Genomic DNA, 25,554 nt, shown 5'->3' on the forward strand with positions numbered 1-25,554 from the left:
TTCGCACCACCAGCCTTCGCCAGCGTCATCGTGATCGCAGCCGTCAGCGTCGTCTTGCCATGGTCAACGTGACCAATCGTGCCGATGTTGCAGTGCGGCTTATTGCGTTCGAACTTTTCCTTGGCCATGGGATCCTACGGACGTTTGAGAGATGGAGCGGGTAGCGGGAATCGAACCCGCGTATTCAGCTTGGAAGGCTGCTGCACTACCATTGTGCTATACCCGCCGAGGTGGGTGCTCGTGAACGAGCCTCCATTATAGAGCTTCGCTCCGGCGCGTGGTGGGGGAAGTAGGACTCGAACCTACGAAGGCGTACGCCAGGGGATTTACAGTCCCCCCCCTTTGCCACTCGGGACATTCCCCCAGCGCGCTCGGAGCCTCACCGAAGGCCGAACAAAACCTACCGCTGATCGGTGCGACCGGTGTTAAAGCCGGGCGCGAGCAGCGGAAAACCTGTCCGGTCCCCGATTTGGAGAGCGCCTTATAGTGTCGTCACACAGCGAACGCAACGCGCCCTGGAAGGGTTCTAAAAACGGGGCCCGCGGCAGAGGGGCCGGACGGCGAGAAGCCGTGTCCGATGACTGGCTGTGGGGGTGGCACGCGGTGAGCGCCGCCCTGGCCAATCCGGCCCGCGAACCGGCCGATCGGCTACTGGCCACCCCGGACCGCGCCAAGGAGCTGACCGGCCGATTCGGCAAAAACCCGGCCCTGGAGATCGTCGAGAACGGCGTCATCAGCCACAACCTGCCCAGCGGGGCGGTCCATCAAGGTCTGGCCCTGCAGATCGCCCTGCTTGATTCAGTGGCTCTGCAGGAATTCGACGCCAAGCGCGGCGCGGTCATCCTGATGCTGGACCAGGTGACCGATCCTCAGAACGTCGGCGCCATCCTGCGTTCTGCGGCGGCCTTCGGGGCCAGCGGCGTGATCCTGCAGGATCGTCATGCGCCCAAGCTGACCGGCGCGCTGGCAAAGGCCGCCGCCGGCGCCGTGGACCAGATTCCCACCTCCCACGTGGTGAACCTGTCGCGGGCGCTGGAAACCCTCGCCGACCTCGGCTGGCGGGCGGTGGGTCTGGACGGTTCAGCCCCTCATACCCTGGAGCAGGCTCTCGACGGCGCCCCTACCGTGCTCGTGCTCGGCTCCGAGGGCGACGGCCTGCGCCGGCTGGTCGCCGAACATTGTGATGCGTTGGGCAAGATCGCGATGCCGGGCGGGTTTGAGAGTTTGAACGTCTCCGCCGCCGCCGCGGTGGCGCTCTACGAGGCAAGTCGCACTCGCGCGTGAGGAGAATCGGATACCCGTTACACGATTCAGGCTTTTGCTTTCTTCCCCAGAGCGTGATTTGTTGCGTGACTGTTAAGGTTTAGGACCAGTGTACGGTTCTGATCTCGGCATGGGATGGGGGCCCCAATGGCGATTACGATTACCAAGTGGATGTTGCGTGGTGTGGCCACGGCGGGGCTTCTGGCGCTCGCCGCGTGCAGCGGACCCAGTTCCCATGAGGTGGCCCCGCCACCGGACGCCTATACGCAAGCCCCGCCGCCGGAACTGATGGGCGGCGCCCCCGGCGCGCAATACGACGACACAGGTCTGGCTGGCGGCCCCGGTGGCCGACAGACGGCTCAATCCCCCGCCTATGGGGCGCCGTCGCGCCATGTGAATCGCCTCGTCACCTACCGCCGCGCCGATGGCATGCTGGTCACCGCCATGCGGCCGGTGCCGAACCCTGAGGATATGTCGGCCCGTGAACGCCGGCTGGTCTATGGCAACCGCTATGCGCCGCGCGCTCATGTCTCGGCCGCCCCGCGCGCCCGCCGCCCGGCCACGCAAGCCCTATATGCTCCGGCCAAGCCCGCCGCCAAGCCAGTGGTTGTCGCCGCCAAGCCGGCCGCCCCTGTCGCCAGGCCGGTGATTGCAGCCGCGCCCAAGGTCGTGGAACAGGCCAAGCCGGCGCCAGCGCCCAAGCCGGCTCCGGCTCCGGCTCTAGCCGCGGCGCCCCAGCCGAGCTTCCCCGCCACCGGTCTGCCGATTCCCGCCGATCCCAAGCTCGCCAAACTGCAGGCTGCGGTCGGCAGCGAGGTTGCTTCGGGCTCCAAGCTCACCGTGCCCGACGCCGTCACCAAGGGCCAAGCCGGCGAGGTCAGCCTGAGCCTGCCTCAATCTCTCCTGGCCACCCTCCAGCGTGAAGCCGCCAAGCTTGGCCTCACCAAGGCCGCCAAGAAGGCCGAGGTCACCGCGACCCTGTCGGGGACCGGCTATGAAATCACCCCCAACGGTCCACAGACCGCCAAGCTGAAGACCGGCGAGGCCGCCGCCTTCAACTGGCAGGTCAAGCCTGGCACGGGCGAGCGTGGGCCCCTGAAGGCCGATGTCGGCGCCGGCCTCACCGGTGTGAAGCCTCCGATGACCTTCTCGCTGGCCAGCATCGAACAGGCGCTCGCCGCCGTGATGCCGGACGCTCCGGCCAAGAAGAAGGGCTTCAGCTTCCAAGGCCTGCTCAGCAAGTTGAGCATTCCCGGAATGAAAGACGTTGCGGTTCCCGGCGTTGGCCGTGTGCCCTCCAACAAGGTGGTGGCTGGGGCCTTGGTTCTCGCCGCGCTGGCTCTGCTGATCGCACTCGCCCGCGGCGCCAGCGCAAGCCGCCGTCGCGCCGAGCGCCGTCGCAAGTTCCGCACCATGACCGACTACGGTGCGACCTCGCACCCGGAACCCGAGGACCAGCACCACGGCGTCGCCGCGCCCCTGGCCGCCGCGGCGGCCGGCGCGGCGGTGGGCGGCGCCATCGCCTCACACCACCATGACGAAGGCCACGGCGACAGCCACGACGCTCATGACTCGCACGGCGCTCATGACGACCACGCAGCGCACGACGACCACGGCCACGCCGCGGCGCACGACGATCATGGTCACGCCGCGCACGGTGACCATGCCGAGAGCCACGCGGTCACCCACAATGACCATGGCGACGACCATGGGCATGCCGCCCATGACGACCACCACAAAGAGCCTGAGCACGCCCACTAGCATCGACCTCCCTCCCCCGTACGGGGAGGGAGACGCCCGTCTTGCCCTGCGCGGCTTGGCGCGGCATTGAGGGGCCATGGTTCTCGCCGTTCCGCACCTGCCCGCCGCCGGCGCGCTCGCCGCCCTGACGCAGGTCGTCATGATCGATCTGGCCCTGGCCGGCGATAATGCCGTCGCGGTCGGGCTTGCGGCGTCCGGCCTGCCCGAGACGCAGCGGCGCAAGGCCATCATCCTGGGCCTCGCCGGCGCGGTGGTGATGCTGATCGCCTTCGCCCTGATCACCGTCCAATTGCTGAATGTGGTGGGGCTGCTGCTGGCCGGCGGCCTGCTGCTGCTTTGGGTCTGCTGGAAGATGTGGCGCGAACTGGCCGAGCAGGGCCGCGAATCCTTCGCCGACGGCGAACTCGCCCTGGGCGCCGCCACCGGCGTGGCCATCGGCGCCCACCCCAAGCACGCGGCCAAGGCCAAGACCCTGGGCGCCGCCCTTCTGCAAATCCTCATCGCCGACCTGACCATGAGCCTGGACAACGTGCTGGCTGTGGCTGGGGCGGCTCGCCAACATCCACGGGTGCTGGTTGTGGGCCTGTTGATCTCCATCACGCTGATGGGTGTCGCCGCCACCTGGATCGCCCAGCTGCTGCATCGGTTCCGCTGGCTAGGCTACCTGGGCCTGGGCATCGTCTTCTACGTGGCCCTGCACATGATCTGGGAAGGCCACCGCAGCGTGGTCGTCGACCTGGGACGAGTCGGCGCCTATAACGCCGCCCTACCCGCCCCCCTCGCCATCACGCCCGACGACCTCGCGGCCATTCAAGCCGGACGGAACTAGCCATGGAATCCATGTTCACCCCCGAATTCCTGGCGGCCGGCTCGGCCTTCCTCCAGGTGATGATGATCGACCTCGTCCTGGCCGGCGACAACGCCGTGGCCGTGGGCCTGGCCGCCGGAGGCCTGCCAGCCGAGCAACGCCGCAAGGTGATCCTATGGGGCCTGGCCGCAGCGGTCGTGATGCGGATCGGCTTCGCCCTGATCACGACCCAGTTGCTGGGGATCATCGGCCTGCTGTTCGCTGGCGGCATTCTGCTGTTGTGGGTCTGCTGGAAGATGTGGCGCGAGATGCGCGAACAGGCCACCCACGCCCAGGCCGAAGCGCTCTCCGACAATCCCCCGGTCCGGGAAGCCAAGACCTTCAAGGCCGCCTTCCTGCAGATCCTGATCGCCGACCTCTCCATGAGCCTGGACAATGTCCTGGCCGTGGCCGGCGCGGCGCGGGAACACCCCTCGGTGCTGGTGTTCGGCCTGATCTTCTCGGTCGCCCTGATGGGAATCGCCGCCAGCTGGATCGCCAACCTGCTGCAACGCTATCGCTGGATTGGCTATGTCGGCCTGGTGATCGTGCTCTACGTGGCCCTGCACATGATGTGGGAAGGTCACCGCGACGCCATCCAGCGCCTGGACCAGACTCCGGCCTACAACGCCATCATGCCAGACCTTCTGGACATCAAGCCCGGGAAGCACTGACCTCCGCACAGTAGGTTCCCTTTTCGTTCTTGATGCGTCGCGAGGGTGGTTTACGGTAGGCGGACTTCGGCGCCGCCTCGGACCTCGCGCATGACCGACCTCTATCCGCCCGGACGGCACGAGACCCTGAGGACGATCCCCTGGGATGTGGACGCTGCCCGAGCGGCGATCGAAACGATCGTCGCCGACAGCTTTGACGCCGTGAACGCCCGGGGCATGTGGCCTGTCCATCCCAAGGACGGCGAGACAGGCTCGCCGTCTCGCGCGGACCTCTACATGGGCGCCGCTGGCGTGATCTGGGCGCTGGACCACCTGGCGCGGGAGGGGGCCGTGGCGGCGGGCCCATCACTCTGCGATCACCTGGCGCCAATGCGCGAGCGGGCCCACGCCTACCTTGTGGCCACCGGACGACAGCCGCGGTCCTATCTGATCGCCGACGCCGGGTTGTTGCTGGCGGAATTGCGCCTTGCACCGTCCCCGGCCCTTGCCGACACCCTCGCCGAGGTCATAGCGGCCAACAATGAGGACCCCACGTTGGAACTCATGTGGGGGTCCCCCGGCACGATGCTGGCGGCTCTGGCCATGCATCGGATGACCGGCGAGGCTCGGTGGGGCGATCTTTTCCGCGCCGGCGCGGCGGCTCTGGAGCGCGCCTTCCTCTTCCAGCCTGAAATCTCCGCGCAGATATGGACCCAGGATCTCTACGGGGCGCAGCGGCAGCACTTCGGCCTCGTTCATGGGTTTGCCGGAGTCGCCTTCGTTCTGATCCAGGGTCGTGACCTCCTGCCTTCCGCAGACTGGGCGAGGTGGTCCCCCCGGCTGGCCCAGACACTGGCGGCCAGCGCGACGCGTGGTGAGGCGGGGATCACCTGGACAGCCGGCATCGGGCCCGCGCGGCCCGGCCGGATCGCACCCGTCCAGCTCTGTCATGGGGCGCCTGGGATGATCGTGGGCCTCGCCGCCCTCGACCAACCCGTGGACGAACTGCTGCTCGGTGGCGGCGAACTGACCTGGGCGGCAGGGCCGCTGCTCAAGGGCGCCGGGGTCTGTCACGGCACGGCGGGGAACGGCTACGCCTTCCTCAAGCTCTTCGCCCGCACGGGCGACCAGCTCTGGCTGGATCGGGCGCGGGCCTTCGCCATGCACGCCATAGGTCAGAGCGGCGCGGACTTTGCGGACACGGGGCAGCGCCGCTACACGCTTTGGACCGGCGACCTGGGTCTCGCGGCGTTCCTCTGGGATTGCCTGGAGGGCAAGGCGGCTTTCCCCACCCTGCACTTCTGAAGCAGGACGGCGCGCCAAGCCCGGGAGGGAGCCTGGCGCGCCGCGGGACCGGGCGTCGCGTTGAGGGACGGGAAATGACGTCCGGCCTTGATTTGCACATTGGCGGGGCGCGCTTGAACCCGACCTGAACACCGCTCGGCGCCGGCTGTTCATCTGGCCCCCGCGGGTCGGAACGAACCTTCGCTGTTGACGTTATGAGTCTTGCGACGAGTCCCAACAGTCCAGTCGCCAAGCAGGAAAATCCCCGACCTATGTCCCCCGGGGGTTTTCCTGCGGTTCTTCCCTACGTCTTCAGATCGGGCCGCGAGGCCAGGAACGCCGCTTTCTCCGCAGCGGTCAGCACCCTGCCGGGCTTCATCCGGGCCACCTTCGGGGTCGGCGGCGCATAGGTGCGGGGGTTGTCCTTGGACGGCGGTTTCATGAAGGAGCCCCTGCGTTAGACTCCCATCATCGCACATTCGCCGCGACCCAGGCGACAGTTTGCGGACGAGAGCGGCGGGCTCGGCTAAACCCCCGGGCATGGACGAGACGATTGCAGTGGTCGGCGGCGGCCCCGCGGGCCTGATGGCCGCTGAAGTGCTGAGCGCGGCGGGACGGACCGTGACCGTCTATGAGCGTATGCCAAGTCTGGGACGCAAGTTCCTGATGGCCGGTCGCGGCGGCCTGAACCTCACCCACTCCGAAGATCTCCGGCCGTTCCTGGGCCGCTATGGCGCGGCGGGCAAGGCGCTAAAGCCGCCGCTGGAGGCCTTCACCCCCGCCGACCTGATCGCCTGGGCGCAGGGCCTGGGCCAGCCGACCTTCGTGGGCTCCAGCGGCCGCGTGTTTCCGAAAAGTCTGAAGGCCTCCCCCCTGCTGCGCGCCTGGCTGGCGCGCCTGGACGCCCAGGGCGTCACCTTCAGGACCCGAATGACCTGGACAGGCTGGAGCGACGACGGCGCGCTTGCCTTCGCGAACGGCGAGACCACCCGCCCGTCGGCCACTATCCTGGCGCTGGGCGGCGCGAGTTGGGGCAAGCTGGGCTCCGACGGCGCCTGGGCGCCTATCCTCGCCGACCAGGACGTGGCTCTGGCGGCCTTCGAGCCCGCCAATGGTGGCTTCACGGTGGACTGGAGCCCGGTCTTCCGCGAGCGGTTCGCGGGCCAGCCCCTGAAGGCCATCGCCGTCACCCATGGCCGTCGCACGGTTCGCGGCGAGGCGGTGGTGGCGGACTACGGCATCGAGGGCGGCGCCATCTACGCCCTGTCCTCCGATCTACGCGGGGCAATCGCCGCGGAGGGGTCCACCACAGTCGAGATCGACCTGCGGCCCGACCTGTCGGTCGCGCAACTCGCCGCGCGCCTCGACCGCCCGCACGCCGGACAGTCGATGGCCACCTACCTGCGCAAGGCCGCCAATCTCTCCCCCCTGGAAATCAACCTCTTGCGGGAAGCCCATGGCGTCGGCTTGCCCGCCGACTTGGCCGCCACCATCAAGCGTGCGCCACTGAAACTCACGGGATTACAGGGCCTTGCCCGCGCCATCTCAACCGCCGGGGGCGTGAAGCTTGACGCGGTGGACGATCACCTGATGCTGAAGGCGCGCGCAAACGTCTACGTGGCCGGCGAGATGATGGACTGGGAGGCGCCCACCGGCGGCTACCTGCTGCAGGCCTGCTTCGCCACGGGCGTCGCGGCGGCCCGGGCCATCCTGGCTAGACCGTCAGGTGGGGAATGATCCAGCGGCGAGGATATTGCCAGCCCAGGGCCCGGACCTGACCGTCGGCGAGGCCCAGGGTCTTCATCATCGTCGCGGGAACCTGGCTGATGGCCTGGACGGGTTCTAGTCCGTCCACTGGGCTGGAGGCGACGATCCCGGCCTTCAGGGCATGGTCGACGCCGATCCATTCAGCCTTGGCGCGATCCTCGAAGCCGACGGCGAAGTAGTGGCGCAGGAAGGCCTTCTCCTCCGGAGCCTGCACCATCACGCCGATCAGCCAACCGCCCGCCATGCCGACCCTGATAGGGCCGATGCGGCCGGCGGCCTAGCTCAGAATTCCGCCGATCCGCCGTCGCAGGGCACGGTCGTGCCGGTGGTGTAGGCCGAGGCCCGCGAGGAGAGGAAGATCGCCACGCCGGCGATGTCTTCCGGGGTGCCAATGCGGCCGCGTGGGTTGCCCTTGGCGATGGCGTCGCCGGCGCGGGCCAGGGTCGCGGCCATCATGTGGCTGGGGAAGGGACCGGGCGCGATGGCGTTGACGCAGATATGCTCGGGCGCCAAGCGCTTGGCCAGGTGGCGGGTCAGCATGATGCAGCCAGCTTTCGACGTGGAGTAGGAATAGGTCTCCAGGCCGGGGGGCTCAATGCCGTTCACAGAGGCGATGTTGATCACCCGGGCCGGGTCGTCGTGGGTGGCGGCGGCGCGCAGTTGCGGCAGCAGCTTCTGGGTCAGGAAGAAGACCGACTTGGTGTTGAGGTCCACCACCTTGTCCCACCCGCTCTCCGGGAACTCGTCGATGGGGGCGCCCCAGGTGGCGCCGGCGTTGTTGACCAGGACGTGGAGCTTTTCCTCACGCTCGGCGATGGCGGCGGCCAGGCCCTCGATACCGGCCATGCCCCCCAGGTCGAACGGCAGGGAGACGCAGGTCCCAAACTCCGACAGCTCCTCGGCCACCCGGTCGCAGACCTCGGCCTTGCGCGACGAGATATAGACCTTCGCGCCGTTCTCGACGTAGCCGCGGGCGATCATCTCGCCGATGCCTCGGCTGCCGCCGGTGACCAGAACGACCTTGCCTTCAACGCTGAACAGATTGCGCAATGGGGATTCCTCGCGAAACGAATGACCGGCGTCAACGCGCCGTTGAAATCGGACTTTATGGCGAGGGTTAGAAAGGGAGGCGAGGCCTTTCCGGGGGTCATGGCAAGTTTTTTAGGGCGTGGTATGGCCCTAATCCCCCCGCCGATGCAGCGGCCGCAGGCGCGCGGTGACCTTGGCCACCACCGCGTGCGAGCACCAGTCCTGATAGCGGCATTCCTTCAGGCTGAGGTCGGTGTCGTAGTAGCGCAGGTCGAAGGTCAGGTTCCTGTAGGTGGTGGTGGCGCCCAGGTTCCACGCCGTGCGGTCATAGCCCTTATGCACCCAGCGACGGGTGAGTTTGCCGCCGACGGTTAGCTCCGGCGTCAGGCGGTAGGTCGCCTCCCCCGCAACCCTCACCGCCTCCCCCGCTCCGTAGGAGGCCATAGGCGTCCAGCTGGCGTCCGTCCCCAGGGTCAGCTTGTCGAACCGTCGGGTGGCGCCGACCTTCAGGGTCAGGAAGTCGTAGGTCGGCCCCCAGGTCCTGTTGTCCGGGAAGGCGGTGTACATGGCCTCCAGCTTGACTCGCGTCTTGCCCATCGGGACATATTTCCCCGCATAGACATCGACCTCATAGGAGGTCTTGCCGGGATCATTGAAATCCACCTGGGTGACGAACAGGCCGGCATAGGCGTTGTCTGGCCGCCACCAGTAGAGGTCGCCCTGCAGGACGGGATGACCGTCGCTGCTGCTGACCCCGTCATATCGGTAGTCGCTCACAACGCTGACCTGGGGATAGATCCGCCCCCAGCTTCCAGCCTGGGCGGCGCCGGCGACGCTCGCGAGCATCAGGGCACAGGGGATCATCGCCGGAATCATCCGGTTTTTCATCGTCTTGCCTCACTCATTGAAGGTCCGGCCCTCGCGCCGGGTCGACACAAGCTCTAGCGCTGGCCGGAATTCCACGTTAGTGAATTTGGTAGATGAGTGAATTCGATATCAATCACATTCGTCGTTTGGACGGCGGCCTGCTGCTGGTCTTCCGCGAACTGCTGCTGCGGCGACGGGCCTCTGAGGTTGCGACGCGCCTAGGTCTTTCGCCCTCGGCGGTGAGCCATGCCCTGACCCGCCTGCGCGACCTGTTCAGCGATCCCCTGTTCATCCGCCGACCCCACGGCTTCGACCCAACCGCCCGCGCCCTGCAGTTAGGGCCGGAGGTGGACGCCCTGCTGGAGATGGCCGCGTCGCTCGGTCAGACGGGCGGGTTCGACGCTGCCAACACCGAACGTTTGTTCCGCATCAGCGCACCGGAATTCTTCACCGCCCTGATCGGCGCCCGTCTGATCGAACGCTTGCGGGTCGCGACGCCTGGCGCCGGCTTCGAAGTGGCGTTTCTGGCGGAGGAGCGTGCCTCCGACGCTTTGCGCCAGGGCCAACTCGATCTGGCCATAGGACGCTTCAGCCAGACCCGACCGGGCTTCACCAACGAACTTTTGTATGAGGACCGCTACTGTGTGGTCGCGCGCCGCGGTCACCCCGCCATTCAGGGCGAGATCGACTTCGAAACCTATCGCAACATCGGCCACGTGCTGAGCTTCTCGCGCAGCGAGGCGCCGCAGGAGGAAGCCGCAGAAAGCCGCGCCTGGATCGCCGAGTGGCGCCAGCGGACCGTGGCCATGGTGCCCCATTGGTTGACCGCCCTGGTCCTGGTGGCCGGCAGCGACGCCATCGCCACTGTGCCTCGCCGGCTGGCCGAGCGTCAGGCGCTCCAGCTGGGTTTGCAGGTTCTCGATCCGCCCTTCAAACCCAACACGTTCACCGTCAGCGCCCTGCGGCGCGCGGGCGGGGAGGACGCCGGGCTCGACTGGTTCCTCGACCAAGTGCGCGCAGCGGTGGCGCCATGAGTGAGATTTCCGACGTCGCCTATGACGCCCAGGCCTTGGCCGAGATGGCCGCCTGGCGCGAGGCCGTGCTCAAGCCGCCCGGGCCCTTCGACAAGGCCGCGCGGCATATGCAGGACACGATCAACAACCTGATCCCGGAGAAGGTGCACGGCGTCATCACCGGCGCCATGGAGCAGATGACCCGGGCGATCCTGACAGGCGCCGACTTCACCACCCCGCCGCCTGTGGAGCGCGCGACCCTTCGGGCCCGAGAGGCCCAGGCCCGCGACAAGATCATGGCCTGGCGCACCACCGCGGCGGCCGAGGGTGGGGTGGCCGGAGCCGGCGGCTTCCTGCTGGCGGCGGCGGACTTCCCGGTGCTGATCGGGCTGAAGATCAAGCTGCTGTTTGATCTGGCGGCGGTCTACGGCCACTCCGGCGACGACCTGGCCGAGCGGCTCTACATCCTCCGAATCTTCAGCCTGGCCTTCTCCAGCGCCTCGCGCCGGCCGCAAGCCTATGAGGCGCTGGCCGACTGGGACAGCGCCCGGGCCATGGCGGACGGCGGGCTGGAAGGCCTCGACTGGCGGCGCTTCCAGCAGGAATACCGCGACTATATCGACCTGGCGAAGCTGGCCCAGATGATCCCGGTGATCGGCGCCCCGGTCGGCGCCATCGTCAACTACCGCCTGCTGGACCGCCTGGGCGAGACGGCGATGAACGCCTATCGGATGCGGTGGTTCGCGGAAGACCTACGAAGCCCTACACGCTGACCTTCGGCGTTGAGATGCCCTCCAGCCCGTTGAGGCGGTCGAGAATGGACAACAGGGTCACGCAGAAGAAGACTGCGGCAACCACAAGCCCGATGATCGGGATAAGCGTCGCGATCGTCCAACCCCAGGGGTTAATGCGACGCTTGCGGGCCACCAGGAAGACAACAATCGCGTAGAGAATGCCGAGAATAATCGACGGTATGAATTGAATGATCATTGTGCTGCCCGACGGTTCCATATGCCTTCGCTCCCCAGGTTAAAGCGAAAGCTAGACAGCCTTCACTGACCGTCAAGCGTCCGTCAGCAGCAGGATGCACAACTAGGCCTCGGCCTCAACCGGCTCGGGACCGCCGAAGCGTTCCAGCCAGGCGGTGACCTGGTCGTTCTCGATCTTCTTGAACAGCACCTCGGGCGCGGCGACCTTGCGGCCGACCGGCAGAATGTCGAGCACGGCCGCGCCCTCACCCGTCGGCCATTGGCCGGGGAAGGCCTCGTCCACCCCGCCGGCGATCTTCTCGGCGGCGAAGGGGATGAAGGGCTCGGAGACTTTCGCGAACATGGCCACCAGGTTCAGGCCGGTGCGCACGGCGACGGCGGCGCGGGCCGGATCGGTCTTGATGGCGGTCCAGGGGGCGGCCTCGGTGAGGTACTGGTTGCCCAGCACCCAGAGCTGCCGCAGGGCCTGGGTGGCCTTGCGGAAGTCGATGGCCTCCATCTGCTCGTTCAATTCGGCCAGCTTGGCGGCGACGTCGGCATGGAGCTTGTCCTCCAGCGGGCCGGGCTCGCCGCCCTCCGGCACCACGCCCTCGAAGCGGGTCTCGGTGAACTTCAGGATGCGGTTGACGAAGTTGCCCAGCACGTCGGCCAGGTCGGCGTTCACCTGGGCCTGGAACTGTTCCCAGGTGAACATGGCGTCGCTGCTCTCGGGCGCATTGGCCACGATCCACCAGCGCCAGTAATCGGCGGGCAGGATCTCCAGGGCCGCGTCGATAAACACCCCGCGCTGGTGCGTCGTGGAGAAGCGGCCCCCGTAATAGTTCAGCCAGTTGAAGCCCTTCAGGGTGTCCACCAGCTTCCAGGGCGCATTGGACGAGGGCCGCCAGGAGCCGTCGGCGGTCTTCGTCTCGTTGGAGCCGAACAGGGTGCAGGGGAAGCCCACGGTGTGGAACGGCACGTTGTCCTTGCCCATGAACTCCACATAGCTGACGTCGTCAGCCGCCGGGCCGCGCCACCAGCTTTCGTACTCAGTCTCGCTGGCCGGATCGGCGCCGGGCTTGGCCGCCGACCATTCCCAGGTCGCGGCGATGTACTCGATCGGCGCATCGAACCAGACATAGAAGACCTTGCCCGCCAGCCCCGCCACGTCGGGCCGCTCGCCCGCCGGATTGGGGCCCCAGTCGGCGGCGTTGACCGGCACGCCCCATTCCAGGTCCCGGGTGATGCCGCGATCCTGCAGCCCCTCGTCGAGCCACTTCAGGGCCGTGGAGGTGACCAGCACCGGCCACTTGCCCTTCTTGTCGGTGATCCAGTCGCGCAGCTTGCCGTCAAAGGCGGTCTGCTTGAGGAACAGGTGCAGACTGTCGCGGATCTCGATGTCTTCCGAGCCGGAGACCGACGAGCGCGGATGGATCAGGTCGACCGGGTCGAGCTGGCGGGTGCAGTTGTCGCACTGGTCGCCCCGGGCGGCGTTGTAGCCGCAGTGCGGGCAGGTCCCCACCACATAGCGGTCAGGCAGGAAGCGCTTGTCGGCGTTGGAATAGACCTGCTTGGTCACCCGGCCCTCGATGAAGCCGGCCTCCCACAGACCCTGGGCGAAGCGCTGGGTCAGGGTGCGGTTCTGGACCGAGGACGAACGGCCGAAGTGGTCGAAGCTGATGCCGAAGCCTGCATAGAGGTCGCGCTGGATCTGGTGCTGGTCGTCGCAATAGGACCGCACGTCCTGGCCGAGCGCCGCGGCGCCCAGCTCGGCCGGGGTGCCATGTTCATCGGTGGCGCAGATGTAGAGCGTCTCGCGCCCTCGCGCCCGCTGGAACCGCGCATAGACATCGGCCGGCAGCATGGAGCCCGCCAGGTTCCCCAGATGCTTGACCCCGTTGATATAGGGCAGGGCCGAGGTGATGAGGATGCGGGACATGGGCAGGAACTCGAAATGAGGAGCGTCGGGAAGCGCGGCTTATAAGGCGCCCCATCTGGTTTCCCCAAGCCGCCCGCGCAAGCCCCTCGCCTTTCCCTTCAGACAGCTGCAGCATAACGTCGGTATGGGACGTGGTCGACAGAGCCGCGCCGAGGCAAGGGAGAATGAGAATGTTCAAAAATATCAACTGGATCGCCGTGGTCATCTCCGTGGTTCTACTGGAGATTCTGGGCTTCCTTTGGTACGGCCCGATGTTGGGTGAGGCCTGGAGCGCCGCCTATCGCGACTCCATCGGCCGCGACCCGGACATGAGCAATTTCGTCGTGGCGCAGAGCCTGGGGGTGGTGAACACCCTGATCCTGGTCCTGGGCCTGTCCTGGGTGTTCGGCCGCATGGGGATCACCGCCCTGGCCGGGGTCGGCGCGGCGGCGGCGGTGTGGTTCTTCTTCAACTTCACCACCATGGCGATCGAGTACATCTATATGGGCCTGGCTCCGAACCTGGTGATCATCAACATGGGCTATCAGCTGGTGGCCTATCTGGTGGCCGGCGCGGTCCTGGGCCTGATGCCGAAACGGTCAAAGGCCGTCTAGATCGGCGCGGCAGCCAGGATTCACAGACTGGGAGGAGTCCGATTTCGTGGGACTCCACTCCTTGGATTGCGCCCTATCGACGTCAGCCAAACGAGGAGCCGATCGCGCGGCTGTCACCGCGCAAGGCGATTCCGGGCCCACGCGGCGGACAGCCGACTGTTGGTCGATGTCATGTTGCGAGTCGTGCGCTCAATCGCCCACCCCGGACGGTCATGGTCGGTGGAGAACGGGGCGTCACTTTCCACCTAACGCAGCAGTTCCTCGATACTACGGGCCTGTTCGGCCAGCACGTTGGCCATGTCTGCGTCCTGGGCGTCGAGTTGGTCCTTGCGGAAATGCCGGCGGACCTGCGGGGTGTCGCCGAACTCCATGAGGCGGTCGTCCTTTGGGTCATAGCGCGGCCACTTCGGCGCACCTTCGCAGGCGGGGACGCCCGTCCGGGCGAAGGCCACCCAGCACGCGTGCATCACGTGCGTCACTGCGCGATCCTGGTCCTTGAGAATGAACTTGGCGCCGGGAATCTTGCCCCAGGAGTCAAAGGCATGGGGCAATTCACGGCCATGGGCGGCGCCGCGCACTTTTCCGCGGTCGCGCTGGAGCACATAGGAGAAGTGGTAGAGATAGCTGGGCGCGCCTGAGGCGCTGCGGGCCGCGATCCATCGGGCCGGCGCGCCGACATGGCTGTCTGTGTACATCGCGTAGCCGAGATCTTCGTCGGAGAACTTCTCGCCTGCATAGGCAGCGCGGACGGCGGGCGAAGCCGTAGCGACAACGGACGCCGGAGCGTAGCGCAGGGACGACCCATCGAAGCTGTTCCAGCCGATCATCAGCGGAACGTCAGGCACCCGTCCGGCGGCGAAGGCGTCCGTCGCATTTTCCAACTGCAGGCGGCCGTCGATGCTGTATGCGCCGAACCAGGGCATCGCGTCGACCTTGAGCGCCCGCAGCTGCTCCACCGTCGCCTCGGCGCCCGGCAGGCCCGCGCGAGTAGCGAGCAGGGCGCCGACGGCCTCGTCTTGCGCCTGGTTCATGGGCGACCACCAACCGTTGCCCGACTCGACGATGGCCTTGTGGAAGAGCCCCTTCGCGCTTGGCGTCGCCAGCAGTTGCAGCACAGCCGCGCCGCCGGCCGACTGGCCCATTATGGTGACGTTGTCCGGGTCCCCGCCGAACGCGGCGATGTTGGCCTTGATCCACTGCAGCGCCGCGATCTGGTCCATCATGCCAAAGCGTCCGAGGGGTTCGTATGGGCCGGCCTCCGCGGTCAAGGCCCGGTGGGCGAAGTTGCCCAAGGTGACGAGGCGGTAGTTGATCGTCACCATCACGACGCCATCGCGGGCGAAGGCTGAGCCGTCGTAGTAGGGTAGAGAGCCCGCGCCGACGCCAGCGTGGATGAACATGATCACCGGCGCCTTTGCCGCTGCACGAGGAGCCCAGACGTTGAGGGTCAGGCAGTCTTCGCTGGCGCCCTCCGCCATCGGCCCTTCAAACAGCGAATAGGCCGCGCCCGACTGGTTCTTCGCCCCTTCGCCGCCCTTGGGCTGCGGACAGATGGGACCGAACGCCCGGGCCTCGCGCAACCCATTCCACCTGGGCGCCGGCTGTGGCGGCGCCCATCGCAGGCTGCCGACCGGCGGGGCCGCATAGGGAAGGCCGCGGAAGACGCGGGCGTCACTCTCCGCCCTCCCCTCGACTTGGCCGCCTGTCGTGGCCACGCGCAGATCAACGGTCGACGTCTGTGCGTCAGCACAGCCCGCGACGCAGGCAAGGACGAGCGCGAGCGGGGCCGCAGCAAGGTGATGCAGTGTGGTCCGCTTCATGGTCAGTTTCCCCCCGCCGCTTTTCCTTTCGGCGGACTCGAAATATAAAAGACGCACCGCATTAAATGCAAGATGCATATTATGAAACCGGATACTCCCCATTCCCGTCGCGGCGTTCCGAAGGGCGACAAGCGCGAACGCACGCGGCATGCGCTGCTCAAGGCAGCCTCCGCCACCATCCGTGAGAAGGGCTATGAAGGGACGACCCTCGACGATGTCGCCGGGCGCGCGGGCATGTCTCGAGGCGCGATCTACGGGAATTTCAAGAACCGCGATGACCTGTTCATGGCGGTGGCCCAGGACCAGTGGCGACCTCTGCTCTCGGAGGTCGCGCTGCGCGAAACCTTGACCGCTTACCTACGCGCCATCGGGGAGGCCGTGGCCGAGGCCGCATTGGCGCGGCGCCGTGGCGGCGTCCATGCCGCAGCCTACCGAGTCTATCTGCACACCCACGAAGAGATGCGCGAACGGGTCGCCGCGCAGGACCAGGCGACGCAGAGGGCGCTGGGCGAACACCTTCTTGATGCATTCGGGGCCGAGGCCCTGCCGATGCCGCCCGAACAGTTTGCACGCCTGATCCACGTCCTGGCGGCGGGACTGCTGTTCGCGCACTTCGACGCGCCGGAACACGTCACCCCAGACTTCATCATCGCCAGTTTCGAGGCGCTGGGCCGCTAGAGTGTTGTGGGTCGGATTGCCCGTCGGTCCCGTTCAAAGGGCTCCAACGCCAAGAAGACAGCGCACCTCGGTCGGGTTCGCCGGCCTCCACCTATCACAGACGCACTCAACGAGCTGCGTACAGTTACTCCAGGGCCTTCGCCGTCCGCGCCGCGAACCAAGGGATCAGACGGGCGATCGCCTCCTCGATCTGGGGCGTCGAGACCGCGAAGCTCAGCCGGATGAAGTGGCCGCCCTCGACGGGGTCGAAATCGAGCCCCGGGGCGGTCGCGACGCCCGTGCCGCGCAGCAGGTCTTTGCAGAAGGCCAGGCTGTCGCGGGTCAGGTGGCCGATGTCGGCATAGATGTAGAAGGCCCCGTCCGGTGGGGCGATCTGGGTCAGACCCAGTTTCGGCAGGGCGGCCAGCAGCAGGTCGCGGTTGGCCCGGTAGACCTCGACATTGCCGTCCAGTTCCTCACGCTCATCCATGGCGGCGAGGCCCACGTGCTGGCTGAGAGAAGGCGCGGTCAGGAACAGGTTGCCGACATAGGCGCGGGCCCGCGACAGGTCCCCCGGCGGGGCCAGCAGCCAGCCAAGACGCCAGCCCACCATGCTGAAGTATTTGGAGAAACTGTTCACCACCAGGGTGTCGGACTCGAACTCCAGCATCGACCGCGCGGGACCCACATAGCTGAGCCCATGATAGATCTCGTCGGAGACGATCCGGATGCCCCGCTCGCGGCAGACCTGGGCGATCGCCTCCAGCTCGGCAGGCTCGATGATGGTGCCCGTCGGGTTGGCCGGACTAGCGACGATCACCCCGGCCGGCGGCGGATCGAGAGCCGCCAGGTGCGCGGCGGTAAGCTGGAACCGGCTCTCGGCTCCACAGGCGATCTCTACCGGCTCCATGTGCAGGGCCTTGAGCGTATTGCGGTAGGCGACGTAGCCGGGGCGCGCGAGCGCGATACGGTCGCCCGGGTTGAACACCGAGGCCAGGGCCAGGACCAGGGCCGGCGAGGCTCCACAGGTCAGGATGATCCGCTCGGGCGCGACGGTGACCCCATAGGTCTCCAGATAGTGCCTGGCGATCCGGGCGCGCAGCGGGGCGCTCTCCCAATAACCACCCCGGTCGGCGTCCAGCATCTCGTGGGCCACGGCGATGGCGGCCTGGGGCGCGCCGGTCGAGGGTTGGCCGAACTCCATATGGATGATCGACGCGCCGTTGGCCTTCAATTCATGGGCCAGCGTGCTGATGCCGATGGCGTGGAAGGGATCGATCTGGGCCGGCACTACAAAGGTCCCTTGAACATGGAGAGCGCACCTGCCGCGACCAGCAGCGGGATCGGTCCGACGGCCGCCGTGGTCATGGGCATACCGGACCTCAAGGTCCCACTCACGTTGATTTCGCACTTAACGCGCGGGTCCGCAGCCCTATAACCTTGCGCGACGCAAAGGGGAGACTGCGATGAGGGCATGGAGGAAGCGGCTGAGTGCGGCCGCGGTCGGGGTTGCGGCCCTGATGCTGGCGGGCTGTGGCAGGGGCGGCGGCGAGACCCTGCATATCTACAACTGGTCGGACTATATCGACCCCGCCATCCTCACCGACTTCACCAAGCAAACCGGCATCAAGGTCGTCTACGACACGTTTGATTCCAATGAAGTTCTCGAAACCAAGATGCTTCAGGGGAACACCGGCTACGACCTGGTCGTCCCCTCCAACCACACGATCCCCCGCTACATCGCCGCCGGCGCCATCCAGCCGCTGGACAAGACCAAGCTGACCGGCCTCGCCAACCTCTGGCCCGACATCATGGCCTATATGGAGCCCTTCGATCCGGGCGCGAAATACACCGTGCCCTACATGTGGGGCACCATCGGCATCGGCTACAACAAGGACGCCATCGCCAAACGCCTGCCGGGCGTGGCCATCGACAGTTGGGACATCGTGTTCAAGCCGGAGAACCTGGCCAAGCTGAAGGATTGCGGCGTCTACTGGCTCGACGCGTCCGAGGACATGTACGCCGTGGCCCTGAATTATCTGGGCAAGAACCCCAATTCCACGGACCTGGCGGACTATCAGGCCGCCACGGGCATGTTCCTCAAGGCCAGGCCCTATATCCGCAAGTTCCACTCCTCAGAGTCCATTGAGGCGCTGGCCAATGGCGACGCCTGTGTCGCCGTCGGCTATTCCGGCGACATGCTGCAGGCCAAGAGCCGTGCGGCGGAGGCTGGCGACAAGGTCCACCTGGACTACGTGGTGCCCAAGGAGGGGAGCCAGGTCTGGTTCGACGTCTTCGCCGTCCCCAAGGACGCCCCGAACGCCACCGCAGCCTATAAATTCCTGGACTACATGCTGCGGCCCGAGGTGATCGCGCGCGCCTCGACCTTCACCGAGTACGCCAACGCCAACAAGGCGGCCACCGCCCTGGTGGACCCGGCAGTGCGGGACAATCCCAACGTCTATCCGACCTCCGATCAGTTGCTCACCCTGTTCGTCACCTCCACCAAGGAACAGTCGCTGCTACGTGACGTGAATCGGCAGTGGACGCGGGTGCAGACCGGCCAATGACCACGACCCGGCGGCCGCGCCTCAACATCGGCGCGGTCCGCTCCAGCTTCGCGCCCTGGACCGACCCGACCCAGAAGCCACTGGTGCGGTTCGAGGGCGTGACCAAACGGTTCGGAACCGAGACGGCGGTGAACGACGTCTCGCTCTCGATTTATGAGAGCGAGTTCTTCGCGCTGCTGGGTCCGTCCGGCTGCGGCAAGACCACCCTGATGCGGCTGCTGGCCGGGTTCGAAACCCCGGACGCTGGACGCATCACCTTGGCCGGTCAGGATCTCGCGGGCCGACCGCCGCATCAGCGGCCGGTGAACATGATGTTCCAGTCCTACGCCCTGTTCCCCCACCTCTCCGTCGAACAGAACATCGCGTTCGGCCTGAAGCAGCAGGGTATGCCCAAGGGCCAGATCGCCGACCGGGTGGTGGAGATGCTGGAACTCGTCCGCCTGGGGGGCCTGGCGCGACGCAAACCCCACCAGCTCTCCGGCGGCCAGCGGCAGCGGGTGGCCTTGGCTCGCGCGATCGCGCCAAATCCAAAGATGTTGCTGCTGGACGAGCCGCTGGCGGCGCTCGACAAGAAGCTGCGCGAGGAGACCCAGTTCGAGCTGATCGCCCTGCAGCAGCGGCTGGGCATGACCTTCCTGATCGTCACCCACGACCAGGAAGAGGCCATGGTCACCGCCGACCGGATCGCGGTGATGCGCGACGGCGAGATCGTGCAGATCGGCCGCCCGGCCGAGGTCTATGAGACCCCCAACTCCCGCTATGTGGCTGACTTCATCGGCGACGTGAACCTGTTCGAAGGCTACGTGACCTCCGCCGACGGCAAACAGGTGACCTTGTCGACGCCCGACTGCGCGGCCGGGCTGGAGGCCCTGGAGGATGACGCCCTGTCGGTGGGCTCTCATGCCTGGCTGGGGGTTCGACCGGAGAAGGTGCAACTCCACCTTGACCCGCCCAAGGAAGGCCCCAACCGGCTGGCCGGAAGGGTGGCCGACTATGGCTACCTCGGCGACTGGACCACCTATGTCGTCGAGTTAGAGAGCGGCCGGACGGTGCGCGCCGCGCGGGCCAATGCCTCGCGTCTGGTGGCCCGGCCCATCGCCTGCGACGACGCCGTCTGGCTGACCTTCGCGCCCGACGCGGCCGTGGTGCTGACCCGGTGAAGGGCAAGCCCCGGACAGGCCTCGCGGCGATCGCGCCCTTCCTGTGGCTGGGCGTCTTCTTCCTGTTCCCGTTCTTCCTGGTGGCCAAGCTGTCGCTGTCGGACACGGTGCTGGCTATGCCGCCCTATGCGCCGCGGGTCGACTGGGGCGCAGGGTTCGAGGGCGTGCGCGCCTTCTTCGCGGCCCTCGATTTCGAGACCTATGACCGGCTTACCAGCGACCGCCTCTATGTGGCCTCCTACCTGTCGAGCCTAAGGTTCGCCGCGGTGGCCACCGGCCTGCTGCTGATCATCGGCTACCCCATCGCCTACGGCATGTCGCGGTTTCCGCCCTCGCAGCGGCAGGCCCTGCTGATGGCGGTGATCCTGCCCTTCTGGACGAGCTTCCTGATCCGGGTCTATGCCTGGATCGCGCTGCTCAAGCCTCAGGGGCTTTTGAACGCCGCCCTGGCCCAGGTGGGCCTGGGGCCACTGAACATCCTCAACACAGACACCGCAGTCTATATCGGCCTCGTCTACGCCTACCTGCCCTTCATGGTGCTGCCGCTGTATGCGGTGCTGGAGAAGCAGGACCAGAGCCAACTGGAGGCCGCCGCCGACCTGGGCTGCACGCCATCCCAGGCCTTCTGGCGCGTGACTTTCCCGCTGTCTCTGCCCGGCGTGGCGGCGGGCGCCCTGCTCTGCTTCATCCCCATGGTCGGCGAGTTCGTGATCCCGGACCTGCTGGGCGGCTCAGCCACCTTGATGCTGGGAAAGACCATCTGGACGGAGTTCTTCGCCAACCGCGACTGGCCGGCGGCCTCGGCGGTGGCCATCGTCCTGCTGGCGACCCTGGTCATCCCCATCATGCTGTACCAGCGCCAGCAGCAGAAGATGATCGAGGCCACCCAATGAAGGGGCCTTCAACCTTCAACCGAGTCTCGGTGGCGGCGGGTCTGGCCTTCCTCTACCTGCCCATCGTCCTGCTGGTGATCTACTCGTTCAACGCCAGCCGGCTGGTGACGGTGTGGGGCGGGTTTTCCACCAAGTGGTACGGCGCCCTGCTGCAGGACCAGCAGCTTCTGGACGCCCTCGGGGTGACCCTTCGCGTGGGCCTGATCTCCGCGACCCTGGCCACCGTGCTCGGGACGCTCGCCGCCGTGGCCCTGGTCCGGTCGGGCCGGTTCAAGGGGCGGCTGCTGTTCTCGGGGATGATCTACGCGCCCCTGGTGATGCCCGAGGTGATCCTCGGGCTGTCCTTGCTGCTGTTGTTCGTGGCCTTTGGCCTGCCACGCGGGTTCTGGACGGTGACCGTCAGCCACGCCACCGTGACCCTCTGCTACGTCACGGTCGTCGTGCAAGCGCGGTTGGTGAGTTTCGACAAGGCGCTGGAGGAAGCGGCCCGAGATCTTGGCTGCACGCCGATCCAGGCCTTCTTCGCCGTCACCCTGCCCAATATCGCGCCCGCCGTCGCGGCCGCCTGGATGCTGGCCTTCACCCTGTCGCTGGACGATCTGGTGATCGCCAGCTTCACCTCGGGCCCGGGCGCCACCACCCTGCCCATGCGCATCTACAGCCAGGTCCGGCTGGGGGTCAGCCCGGAGATCAACGCGGTCTCGACGCTGCTGATCGGCCTTGTGGCCACAGGCGTGATCGGCGCCTACCTGTTCCAGCAGCGTCGCGGCGGCCCAGACGCCTAGATGGGCGCGACCCGGTCGAACCAGGGTTGGGCCTGCTCTAACTGACCCGCCAAACGAAACAGGGTCGCCTCATCCCCCATGCGGCCGACGAACTGCAGGCCGATGGGCAGGTTCCCGTTCGACCACGCCAGGGGCACGCTCATGGCCGGCTGGCCGGTGTTGTTGAAGGCCTGGGTGTTGGGCATGAAGGCGAACAGCCGGTCGCTGAACTGGCGCAGGTCCTCCGTCAGGTGACCGATGGGAATGGCCGGGCTGCCCAGGGTCGAGAGCAGCACGACATCGTAGGTTTCAAACAGGGCGGCCACCGCGCGGCCATAGGCGTGGATGGCGGCCAGACCCCGGACATAACTGGCGCCGCTGACACCCGTTCCCCGGCGGTACATGCCCCAGGTCAGCATCTCGACATCGGCCTCGGTCACCGGGCGGCCCCGGCGCTCGGCCTCGGCGTCGAAGGTGGCGGCGACGCTGGCGGCGATCACGTCGCCCGCCGCCTGCTGCATGGCCGCCAGGTTTCCTGGCAGGGTCACCTCCTCCACCGTATGGCCAAGGCTCGCGCACAGCTTGGCGGCGTCCAGCACCGCCTGCACGCATTCGGGATCCAGGGCGGGTGCGGCCAGGGCGGCCGTGGTGAAGCCGATACGCAGGCTGCCCGGCGCGCGGCCGACCTCTTGAGCGTAGGGCTTGGCGGGCGCGGCCAGGAAATAGGGGTCGCCGTCCTGCGGCTGGCAGGCGATGTCCAGCAGCAGGGCGCTGTCGCGGACCGACCGGGTCACCGCGTGCTGCACCGACGCGCCGCCCCAGCCCTCTCCCAAGGGCGCGAAGGAGACCCGGCCCCGCGAGGGCTTCATGCCGAACAGGCCACAGGCCGAGGCCGGCGTACGGATCGAGCCGCCGCCGTCGCTGGCGTGGGCGGCCGGTACGATGCCCGCCGCCACCGCCGAGGCCGCACCGCCAGAGGAGCCTCCGGGGGTGCGCGAAACATCCCAGGGATTGCGGCAAGGGCCCAGGAAGCTGCTCTCGGTGATCGGCATCAGGCCGAACTCCGGCGTATTGGTCTTGCCGAAGATCACCAGACCCGCGTCGCGATAGGCCTTGGTAAGGGCGCTGTCGGCCGCCGCCACGTTGTCCTTCAACAGGGCCGAGCCCGAGGAGGTGACCGTTCCCCCCAGCAGGGCGCCCAGGTCCTTCAGCAGATAGGGCACGCCAGCCAGCGGCCCCAAGGACTTCGCGGCGGCTTCCTTACGGCCGAAATCGGAGAGGTCCAGGGTGATGGCGTTCAGCGCCGGATTGACCTGTCCCATCCGCTCGACGGCGGTCTCCAGCAGTTCGCCGGCCGAAACTTCGCCCCCGGCCACCAATCCGGCCAGGCCCACGGCGTCGTGTTGGCGATACTCATCGAATTTCATGACCGCTCTCCCTGTTTTCGCCAGAGGACCACAAGGGCGGCGGACAGGGCGACTTCGAAATTCGTGCAGAAAGCATTTTTCCTGGGAACACTCCCGCCGCCCGCGAATTGATAGGGGGCGACGGCAAATCGCCCCCCCGACTTGAGCCGTCGCCCTGGCCCCGGGCTCCTATTCAGGAGCGCCGGGGCTATCTTTTTCCCGCTGCGACACAACACCGGTTTGCGGAGTCGGCGAGTCTCCGACATAACCCCTGCAGGTTTTGGCGACAGGCGCTCTCGAGGGCGACAGTCGACCTGTCGGGGGACAGGTGAAGGCGCTTCCGGCTCGATCGGCAGCGCCTTTTCCTTGCCCGGATGGGGCTCGCCGTGGCATCCCCTGCCCACCAGACGCCGGATTAGCTCAGCTGGTAGAGCAGCGGTTTTGTAATCCGGGCCTTATTGGGCGTTTTCAATGGCTTACCTCCAAACGGTCGCCAAAATCGCTCTAACGAAATCAAGGACTTACAGCGGCCCTGTAAACCGTTTTCGCCGCGAACCGGGTTCGCGGCCCCCGCGAGAACATTACCGGAACAACCCCCTAGACTTCCGGGGTCGTCCGGCCTTAGGAGGAAGCCGGAGGTCGACATGAGCGCCACCCAAGTCCGCGAGATCGAGCGCCGCACCGATCACACCGGCAAGACGCTCTACTTCATGATCAAGTCCGGCAGCCGCAGCCGGCAGCACAAGTTCTTCGAGCCCGACGAAGTGCCGGACTTCGAGGGCGACAGCGCTTGGTTCGAAATCGAGCCCCGCAGCGGGCGGGCGCATTGGAAGGCGCTGCGTCAAGTCGAGCCGCCAGCCGGTAGTTCCTGAAGGGCACCTTCGCGACGCCTTAACGCAAATGCCCCTGCCCGGCGGTCTCGACCTGGCTGACCTAGGCGCCCAGACCGCGGTCGGCGAAGCTCCTTGGAGGTTGTCGTCATTTTCCCGCCTCAGGTGAGCGTTACCTCCGGTTAAGCCCTGTGGCCGTAAAGACGCATTTACGAACGGCCGTTGGGCTCCTACGTTGACTCGTGTTGGGAACCACGTAGGACCCCATCCGCTATCGAGGAGCGCTAGATGCGCCTTCCGCCCCAATGAGGGCCATGACGAACAACGTCAGACAGAGAACGAGGATCTTATGGCTAAAACCCCGAAACTGGACGCCCGCAGCGCCCGCGGGGCTGCCCTTCCGCCAGCCGATCCGGCTGACTACTCAGATGAACTGACCCCGGCCCAACTCGAAGCGCTGCGCCAACATGCGCCTCAGGACGAACGCGAGATGGGGCCGCTCGTCCATGAGTTCACCTGGTAAGAACGAAGTTGAACTCGAATGGTGGGGGCCGGGCACAGTCCCGCCCCCCGCCAGTCTTGTTTGGTGCAACTTCCCAGACACTCCTGACCTAGGCAAACCGGGGCCAAAACCGAGGCCGGGTCTCGTCTTCAAGGTCGCCTTCGCGGAAGACCCCCCAGGGGACCGCTTCTACATCCTGATCGCCTACGGAACGTCCAAGCTCAAGATTGGCAAGCGGCCCGACGATTTCACGATCGCAAACTCCGCGACCCTTGATCTTCTGCGCCTTCCGCAAGCCACCCGGTTCGATCTGGACAACATGATTTGGCTACCGTGGGCGCGGCCCTTCTTCTGCCCACGCAAGATGAGCGATCAATTCACCACGCCCATGGTCAGCGTACTTCCCGGGGAGCTGCAGCGGATGCTTGGCTGGACGATGGCGCGCCGCGAGTCTCGAGGGATGACCGACGCATATCGCGCCGCGCCACCCGAGCCCAGCTAACCCAACGCAAAAGGCCCGCCGCCCCCAGTGAAGGGAGCGACGGGCCCGGTCGTTTCAAGGTCTGCGGCTTGGATCTATCTGCAGGCTGCGATCACCGGTTCAATCTCGGCGAGGCGCTGATCCCGCAGCAGCCGGCCGGCGGCGAGAAGCTGCAGGAGATCGCCGGGCCCGGGCGAGGCGCGCACCGCGGCGTCGGTGTCTGGATACACCGGAGCGGCGCCCAAGGTCTTCGGGGCGCAAGTGACAGGCACGGCCACCTTGACCTCGACCACCTTCACGACAGGCTCACGCGGCGCGCTGGCGCAGGCGGCAAGCGCCAGGAGAGACAGGAGGGCAAAGACCTTCATCGGGCAGACTCCTTCACGGCTTCGAACGCGCTCATGGCCCGAGCGCAGGCGTCTATTCCGGCCGGCGGCGACTTGAGCAGCTTGGCCGCCCTCGCCTCTGCCCCCGCCCTGCCCCTCAG

The 25,554-nt window shown here is 66.9% G+C and carries 27 protein-coding genes and 2 tRNA genes; 16 read left to right on the plus strand and 13 right to left on the minus strand.

Features of this window, described 5'->3' with window-relative positions:
- The 3 genes from AAC997_RS16020 to AAC997_RS16030 all read right to left on the minus strand — a co-directional run.
- Window positions 1-128, minus strand: a 128-nt coding sequence (locus AAC997_RS16020) for a GTP-binding protein (protein ID WP_243626200.1), incomplete at its 3' end; no start/stop codon positions are given.
- A gap of 24 nt (window positions 129-152) precedes the next feature.
- Window positions 153-226: transfer RNA gene (locus tag AAC997_RS16025), tRNA-Gly, on the minus strand.
- 52 nt (window positions 227-278) lie between these two features.
- Window positions 279-364, minus strand: a tRNA-Tyr gene (locus AAC997_RS16030).
- 206 nt (window positions 365-570) lie between these two features.
- On the opposite strand from AAC997_RS16030, the gene rlmB reads away from it, so the two are divergent.
- The 5 genes from rlmB to AAC997_RS16055 all read left to right on the plus strand — a co-directional run bounded on the left by rlmB (window position 571) and on the right by AAC997_RS16055 (window position 5,829).
- Window positions 571-1,284, plus strand: a complete 714-nt coding sequence (rlmB, locus tag AAC997_RS16035) for a 23S rRNA (guanosine(2251)-2'-O)-methyltransferase RlmB (protein ID WP_340646704.1) — start codon at window positions 571-573, stop codon at window positions 1,282-1,284.
- A gap of 126 nt (window positions 1,285-1,410) precedes the next feature.
- Window positions 1,411-3,024 (plus strand): hypothetical protein, encoded by a 1,614-nt coding sequence (locus tag AAC997_RS16040; protein WP_340646705.1) that lies wholly within the window; start codon window positions 1,411-1,413, stop codon window positions 3,022-3,024.
- Window positions 3,025-3,100: 76 nt separating this feature from the next.
- Window positions 3,101-3,853 (plus strand): YjbE family putative metal transport protein, encoded by a 753-nt coding sequence (locus AAC997_RS16045; RefSeq protein WP_340646706.1) that lies wholly within the window; start codon window positions 3,101-3,103, stop codon window positions 3,851-3,853.
- Window positions 3,854-3,855: 2 nt separating this feature from the next.
- On the plus strand, window positions 3,856-4,545 hold the full coding sequence (locus AAC997_RS16050; RefSeq protein ID WP_340646707.1) for a TerC family protein: 690 nt from the start codon (window positions 3,856-3,858) through the stop codon (window positions 4,543-4,545).
- Window positions 4,546-4,635: 90 nt separating this feature from the next.
- Window positions 4,636-5,829: a LanC-like protein gene (locus tag AAC997_RS16055; RefSeq protein WP_340646708.1), complete on the plus strand. Its 1,194-nt coding sequence runs from the start codon at window positions 4,636-4,638 to the stop codon at window positions 5,827-5,829.
- A gap of 283 nt (window positions 5,830-6,112) precedes the next feature.
- On the opposite strand, the gene AAC997_RS16060 is transcribed toward AAC997_RS16055, so the two are convergent.
- On the minus strand, window positions 6,113-6,250 hold the full coding sequence (locus tag AAC997_RS16060) for a hypothetical protein (protein WP_340646709.1): 138 nt from the start codon (window positions 6,248-6,250) through the stop codon (window positions 6,113-6,115).
- A gap of 98 nt (window positions 6,251-6,348) precedes the next feature.
- Here AAC997_RS16060 and AAC997_RS16065 point away from each other — a divergent pair, with 98 nt between their 5' ends.
- The gene (locus AAC997_RS16065; RefSeq protein ID WP_340646710.1) at window positions 6,349-7,545 is read left to right on the plus strand and encodes a TIGR03862 family flavoprotein; all 1,197 of its coding nucleotides are present in this window, start codon (window positions 6,349-6,351) and stop codon (window positions 7,543-7,545) included.
- Here the strand turns inward: AAC997_RS16065 and AAC997_RS16070 are convergent.
- The 3 genes from AAC997_RS16070 to AAC997_RS16080 form a co-directional block, all read right to left on the minus strand.
- Window positions 7,523-7,819 carry a hypothetical protein gene (locus AAC997_RS16070; RefSeq protein ID WP_340646711.1) on the minus strand — a complete coding sequence of 99 codons (297 nt, stop codon included), beginning with the start codon at window positions 7,817-7,819 and terminating at the stop codon, window positions 7,523-7,525. The two genes, AAC997_RS16065 and AAC997_RS16070, sit on opposite strands and share 23 nt — an antisense overlap.
- A 38-nt stretch (window positions 7,820-7,857) precedes the next feature.
- Window positions 7,858-8,625, minus strand: a complete 768-nt coding sequence (locus AAC997_RS16075; RefSeq protein WP_340646712.1) for an SDR family oxidoreductase — start codon at window positions 8,623-8,625, stop codon at window positions 7,858-7,860.
- Between the two features lie 129 nt (window positions 8,626-8,754).
- Window positions 8,755-9,492: a TorF family putative porin gene (locus AAC997_RS16080; protein ID WP_340646713.1), complete on the minus strand. Its 738-nt coding sequence runs from the start codon at window positions 9,490-9,492 to the stop codon at window positions 8,755-8,757.
- Window positions 9,493-9,584: 92 nt separating this feature from the next.
- On the opposite strand from AAC997_RS16080, the gene AAC997_RS16085 reads away from it, so the two are divergent.
- A complete protein-coding gene (locus tag AAC997_RS16085) occupies window positions 9,585-10,505 on the plus strand; it encodes a LysR family transcriptional regulator (RefSeq protein ID WP_340646714.1) in 921 nt (306 codons plus the stop codon).
- Window positions 10,502-11,257: an EcsC family protein gene (locus AAC997_RS16090; protein WP_340646715.1), complete on the plus strand. Its 756-nt coding sequence runs from the start codon at window positions 10,502-10,504 to the stop codon at window positions 11,255-11,257. The genes AAC997_RS16085 and AAC997_RS16090 overlap by 4 nt, the downstream gene beginning before the upstream one ends.
- On the opposite strand, the gene AAC997_RS16095 is transcribed toward AAC997_RS16090, so the two are convergent.
- Both AAC997_RS16095 and metG read right to left on the minus strand, forming a co-directional pair.
- Complete coding sequence (locus AAC997_RS16095; protein WP_340646716.1) at window positions 11,247-11,474, minus strand: hypothetical protein; 228 nt, start codon at window positions 11,472-11,474, stop codon at window positions 11,247-11,249. The genes AAC997_RS16090 and AAC997_RS16095 overlap by 11 nt on opposite strands.
- A 102-nt stretch (window positions 11,475-11,576) precedes the next feature.
- A complete protein-coding gene (metG, locus tag AAC997_RS16100; protein WP_340646717.1) occupies window positions 11,577-13,391 on the minus strand; it encodes a methionine--tRNA ligase in 1,815 nt (604 codons plus the stop codon).
- A 170-nt stretch (window positions 13,392-13,561) separates the two neighbouring features.
- Here metG and AAC997_RS16105 point away from each other — a divergent pair, with 170 nt between their 5' ends.
- Window positions 13,562-13,984: a DUF1761 domain-containing protein gene (locus AAC997_RS16105; RefSeq protein WP_340646718.1), complete on the plus strand. Its 423-nt coding sequence runs from the start codon at window positions 13,562-13,564 to the stop codon at window positions 13,982-13,984.
- A gap of 245 nt (window positions 13,985-14,229) precedes the next feature.
- Here AAC997_RS16105 and AAC997_RS16110 read toward each other — a convergent pair whose 3' ends face one another.
- Window positions 14,230-15,804, minus strand: coding sequence for a carboxylesterase family protein (locus AAC997_RS16110; RefSeq protein WP_340646719.1), 1,575 nt, complete (start codon window positions 15,802-15,804; stop codon window positions 14,230-14,232).
- A gap of 81 nt (window positions 15,805-15,885) precedes the next feature.
- Here AAC997_RS16110 and AAC997_RS16115 point away from each other — a divergent pair, with 81 nt between their 5' ends.
- Complete coding sequence (locus AAC997_RS16115) at window positions 15,886-16,482, plus strand: TetR family transcriptional regulator (protein WP_340646720.1); 597 nt, start codon at window positions 15,886-15,888, stop codon at window positions 16,480-16,482.
- Window positions 16,483-16,606: 124 nt separating this feature from the next.
- Here AAC997_RS16115 and AAC997_RS16120 read toward each other — a convergent pair whose 3' ends face one another.
- Window positions 16,607-17,752, minus strand: a complete 1,146-nt coding sequence (locus tag AAC997_RS16120) for an aminotransferase class I/II-fold pyridoxal phosphate-dependent enzyme (protein ID WP_340646721.1) — start codon at window positions 17,750-17,752, stop codon at window positions 16,607-16,609.
- A 175-nt stretch (window positions 17,753-17,927) separates the two neighbouring features.
- Between AAC997_RS16120 and AAC997_RS16125 the strand changes: the two genes are divergently transcribed.
- Genes AAC997_RS16125 through AAC997_RS16140 form a run of 4 tightly spaced genes read left to right on the plus strand, consistent with a single transcriptional unit; the run spans window position 17,928 to window position 21,869 of the window.
- On the plus strand, window positions 17,928-19,031 hold the full coding sequence (locus tag AAC997_RS16125) for a polyamine ABC transporter substrate-binding protein (protein WP_340646722.1): 1,104 nt from the start codon (window positions 17,928-17,930) through the stop codon (window positions 19,029-19,031).
- Window positions 19,028-20,191 carry an ABC transporter ATP-binding protein gene (locus AAC997_RS16130; protein WP_340646723.1) on the plus strand — a complete coding sequence of 388 codons (1,164 nt, stop codon included), beginning with the start codon at window positions 19,028-19,030 and terminating at the stop codon, window positions 20,189-20,191. The genes AAC997_RS16125 and AAC997_RS16130 overlap by 4 nt, the downstream gene beginning before the upstream one ends.
- Entirely contained in the window at window positions 20,188-21,084 is an 897-nt protein-coding gene (locus AAC997_RS16135) for an ABC transporter permease subunit (protein ID WP_340646724.1), read from the plus strand. Before AAC997_RS16130 ends, AAC997_RS16135 begins: the two co-directional genes overlap by 4 nt.
- Window positions 21,081-21,869, plus strand: a complete 789-nt coding sequence (locus AAC997_RS16140; RefSeq protein WP_340646725.1) for an ABC transporter permease — start codon at window positions 21,081-21,083, stop codon at window positions 21,867-21,869. The genes AAC997_RS16135 and AAC997_RS16140 overlap by 4 nt, the downstream gene beginning before the upstream one ends.
- Here AAC997_RS16140 and AAC997_RS16145 read toward each other — a convergent pair.
- The gene (locus AAC997_RS16145; protein WP_340646726.1) at window positions 21,866-23,275 is read right to left on the minus strand and encodes an amidase; all 1,410 of its coding nucleotides are present in this window, start codon (window positions 23,273-23,275) and stop codon (window positions 21,866-21,868) included. The genes AAC997_RS16140 and AAC997_RS16145 overlap by 4 nt on opposite strands.
- 623 nt (window positions 23,276-23,898) lie before the next feature.
- On the opposite strand from AAC997_RS16145, the gene AAC997_RS16150 reads away from it, so the two are divergent.
- The gene (locus tag AAC997_RS16150; protein WP_340646727.1) at window positions 23,899-24,126 is read left to right on the plus strand and encodes a hypothetical protein; all 228 of its coding nucleotides are present in this window, start codon (window positions 23,899-23,901) and stop codon (window positions 24,124-24,126) included.
- Between the two features lie 464 nt (window positions 24,127-24,590).
- Window positions 24,591-25,088, plus strand: a complete 498-nt coding sequence (locus AAC997_RS16155) for a hypothetical protein (protein ID WP_340646728.1) — start codon at window positions 24,591-24,593, stop codon at window positions 25,086-25,088.
- A gap of 74 nt (window positions 25,089-25,162) precedes the next feature.
- On the opposite strand, the gene AAC997_RS16160 is transcribed toward AAC997_RS16155, so the two are convergent.
- Window positions 25,163-25,435, minus strand: coding sequence for a hypothetical protein (locus AAC997_RS16160; protein ID WP_340646729.1), 273 nt, complete (start codon window positions 25,433-25,435; stop codon window positions 25,163-25,165).
- Between the last annotated feature and the right edge of the window lie 119 nt (window positions 25,436-25,554).

The organism is Phenylobacterium sp. (assembly GCF_037968635.1).
Classification (GTDB): Bacteria; Pseudomonadota; Alphaproteobacteria; order Caulobacterales; family Caulobacteraceae; genus Phenylobacterium.

Coding starts and splice junctions, on each gene's coding strand:
- AAC997_RS16040 (WP_340646705.1), top strand. CDS start 1,411: ATGGCGATTACGATTACCAAGTGGATGTTGCGTGGTGTGGCCACGGCG.
- AAC997_RS16045 (WP_340646706.1), top strand. CDS start 3,101: ATGGTTCTCGCCGTTCCGCACCTGCCCGCCGCCGGCGCGCTCGCCGCC.
- AAC997_RS16050 (WP_340646707.1), top strand. CDS start 3,856: ATGGAATCCATGTTCACCCCCGAATTCCTGGCGGCCGGCTCGGCCTTC.
- AAC997_RS16055 (WP_340646708.1), top strand. CDS start 4,636: ATGACCGACCTCTATCCGCCCGGACGGCACGAGACCCTGAGGACGATC.
- AAC997_RS16060 (WP_340646709.1), bottom strand. CDS start 6,250: ATGAAACCGCCGTCCAAGGACAACCCCCGCACCTATGCGCCGCCGACC.
- AAC997_RS16065 (WP_340646710.1), top strand. CDS start 6,349: ATGGACGAGACGATTGCAGTGGTCGGCGGCGGCCCCGCGGGCCTGATG.
- AAC997_RS16070 (WP_340646711.1), bottom strand. CDS start 7,819: ATGGCGGGCGGTTGGCTGATCGGCGTGATGGTGCAGGCTCCGGAGGAG.
- AAC997_RS16080 (WP_340646713.1), bottom strand. CDS start 9,492: ATGAAAAACCGGATGATTCCGGCGATGATCCCCTGTGCCCTGATGCTC.
- AAC997_RS16085 (WP_340646714.1), top strand. CDS start 9,585: ATGAGTGAATTCGATATCAATCACATTCGTCGTTTGGACGGCGGCCTG.
- AAC997_RS16090 (WP_340646715.1), top strand. CDS start 10,502: ATGAGTGAGATTTCCGACGTCGCCTATGACGCCCAGGCCTTGGCCGAG.
- AAC997_RS16095 (WP_340646716.1), bottom strand. CDS start 11,474: ATGATCATTCAATTCATACCGTCGATTATTCTCGGCATTCTCTACGCG.
- metG (WP_340646717.1), bottom strand. CDS start 13,391: ATGTCCCGCATCCTCATCACCTCGGCCCTGCCCTATATCAACGGGGTC.
- AAC997_RS16105 (WP_340646718.1), top strand. CDS start 13,562: ATGTTCAAAAATATCAACTGGATCGCCGTGGTCATCTCCGTGGTTCTA.
- AAC997_RS16110 (WP_340646719.1), bottom strand. CDS start 15,804: ATGAAGCGGACCACACTGCATCACCTTGCTGCGGCCCCGCTCGCGCTC.
- AAC997_RS16115 (WP_340646720.1), top strand. CDS start 15,886: ATGAAACCGGATACTCCCCATTCCCGTCGCGGCGTTCCGAAGGGCGAC.
- AAC997_RS16125 (WP_340646722.1), top strand. CDS start 17,928: ATGAGGGCATGGAGGAAGCGGCTGAGTGCGGCCGCGGTCGGGGTTGCG.
- AAC997_RS16130 (WP_340646723.1), top strand. CDS start 19,028: ATGACCACGACCCGGCGGCCGCGCCTCAACATCGGCGCGGTCCGCTCC.
- AAC997_RS16140 (WP_340646725.1), top strand. CDS start 21,081: ATGAAGGGGCCTTCAACCTTCAACCGAGTCTCGGTGGCGGCGGGTCTG.
- AAC997_RS16145 (WP_340646726.1), bottom strand. CDS start 23,275: ATGAAATTCGATGAGTATCGCCAACACGACGCCGTGGGCCTGGCCGGA.
- AAC997_RS16150 (WP_340646727.1), top strand. CDS start 23,899: ATGAGCGCCACCCAAGTCCGCGAGATCGAGCGCCGCACCGATCACACC.
- AAC997_RS16155 (WP_340646728.1), top strand. CDS start 24,591: ATGAGTTCACCTGGTAAGAACGAAGTTGAACTCGAATGGTGGGGGCCG.
- AAC997_RS16160 (WP_340646729.1), bottom strand. CDS start 25,435: ATGAAGGTCTTTGCCCTCCTGTCTCTCCTGGCGCTTGCCGCCTGCGCC.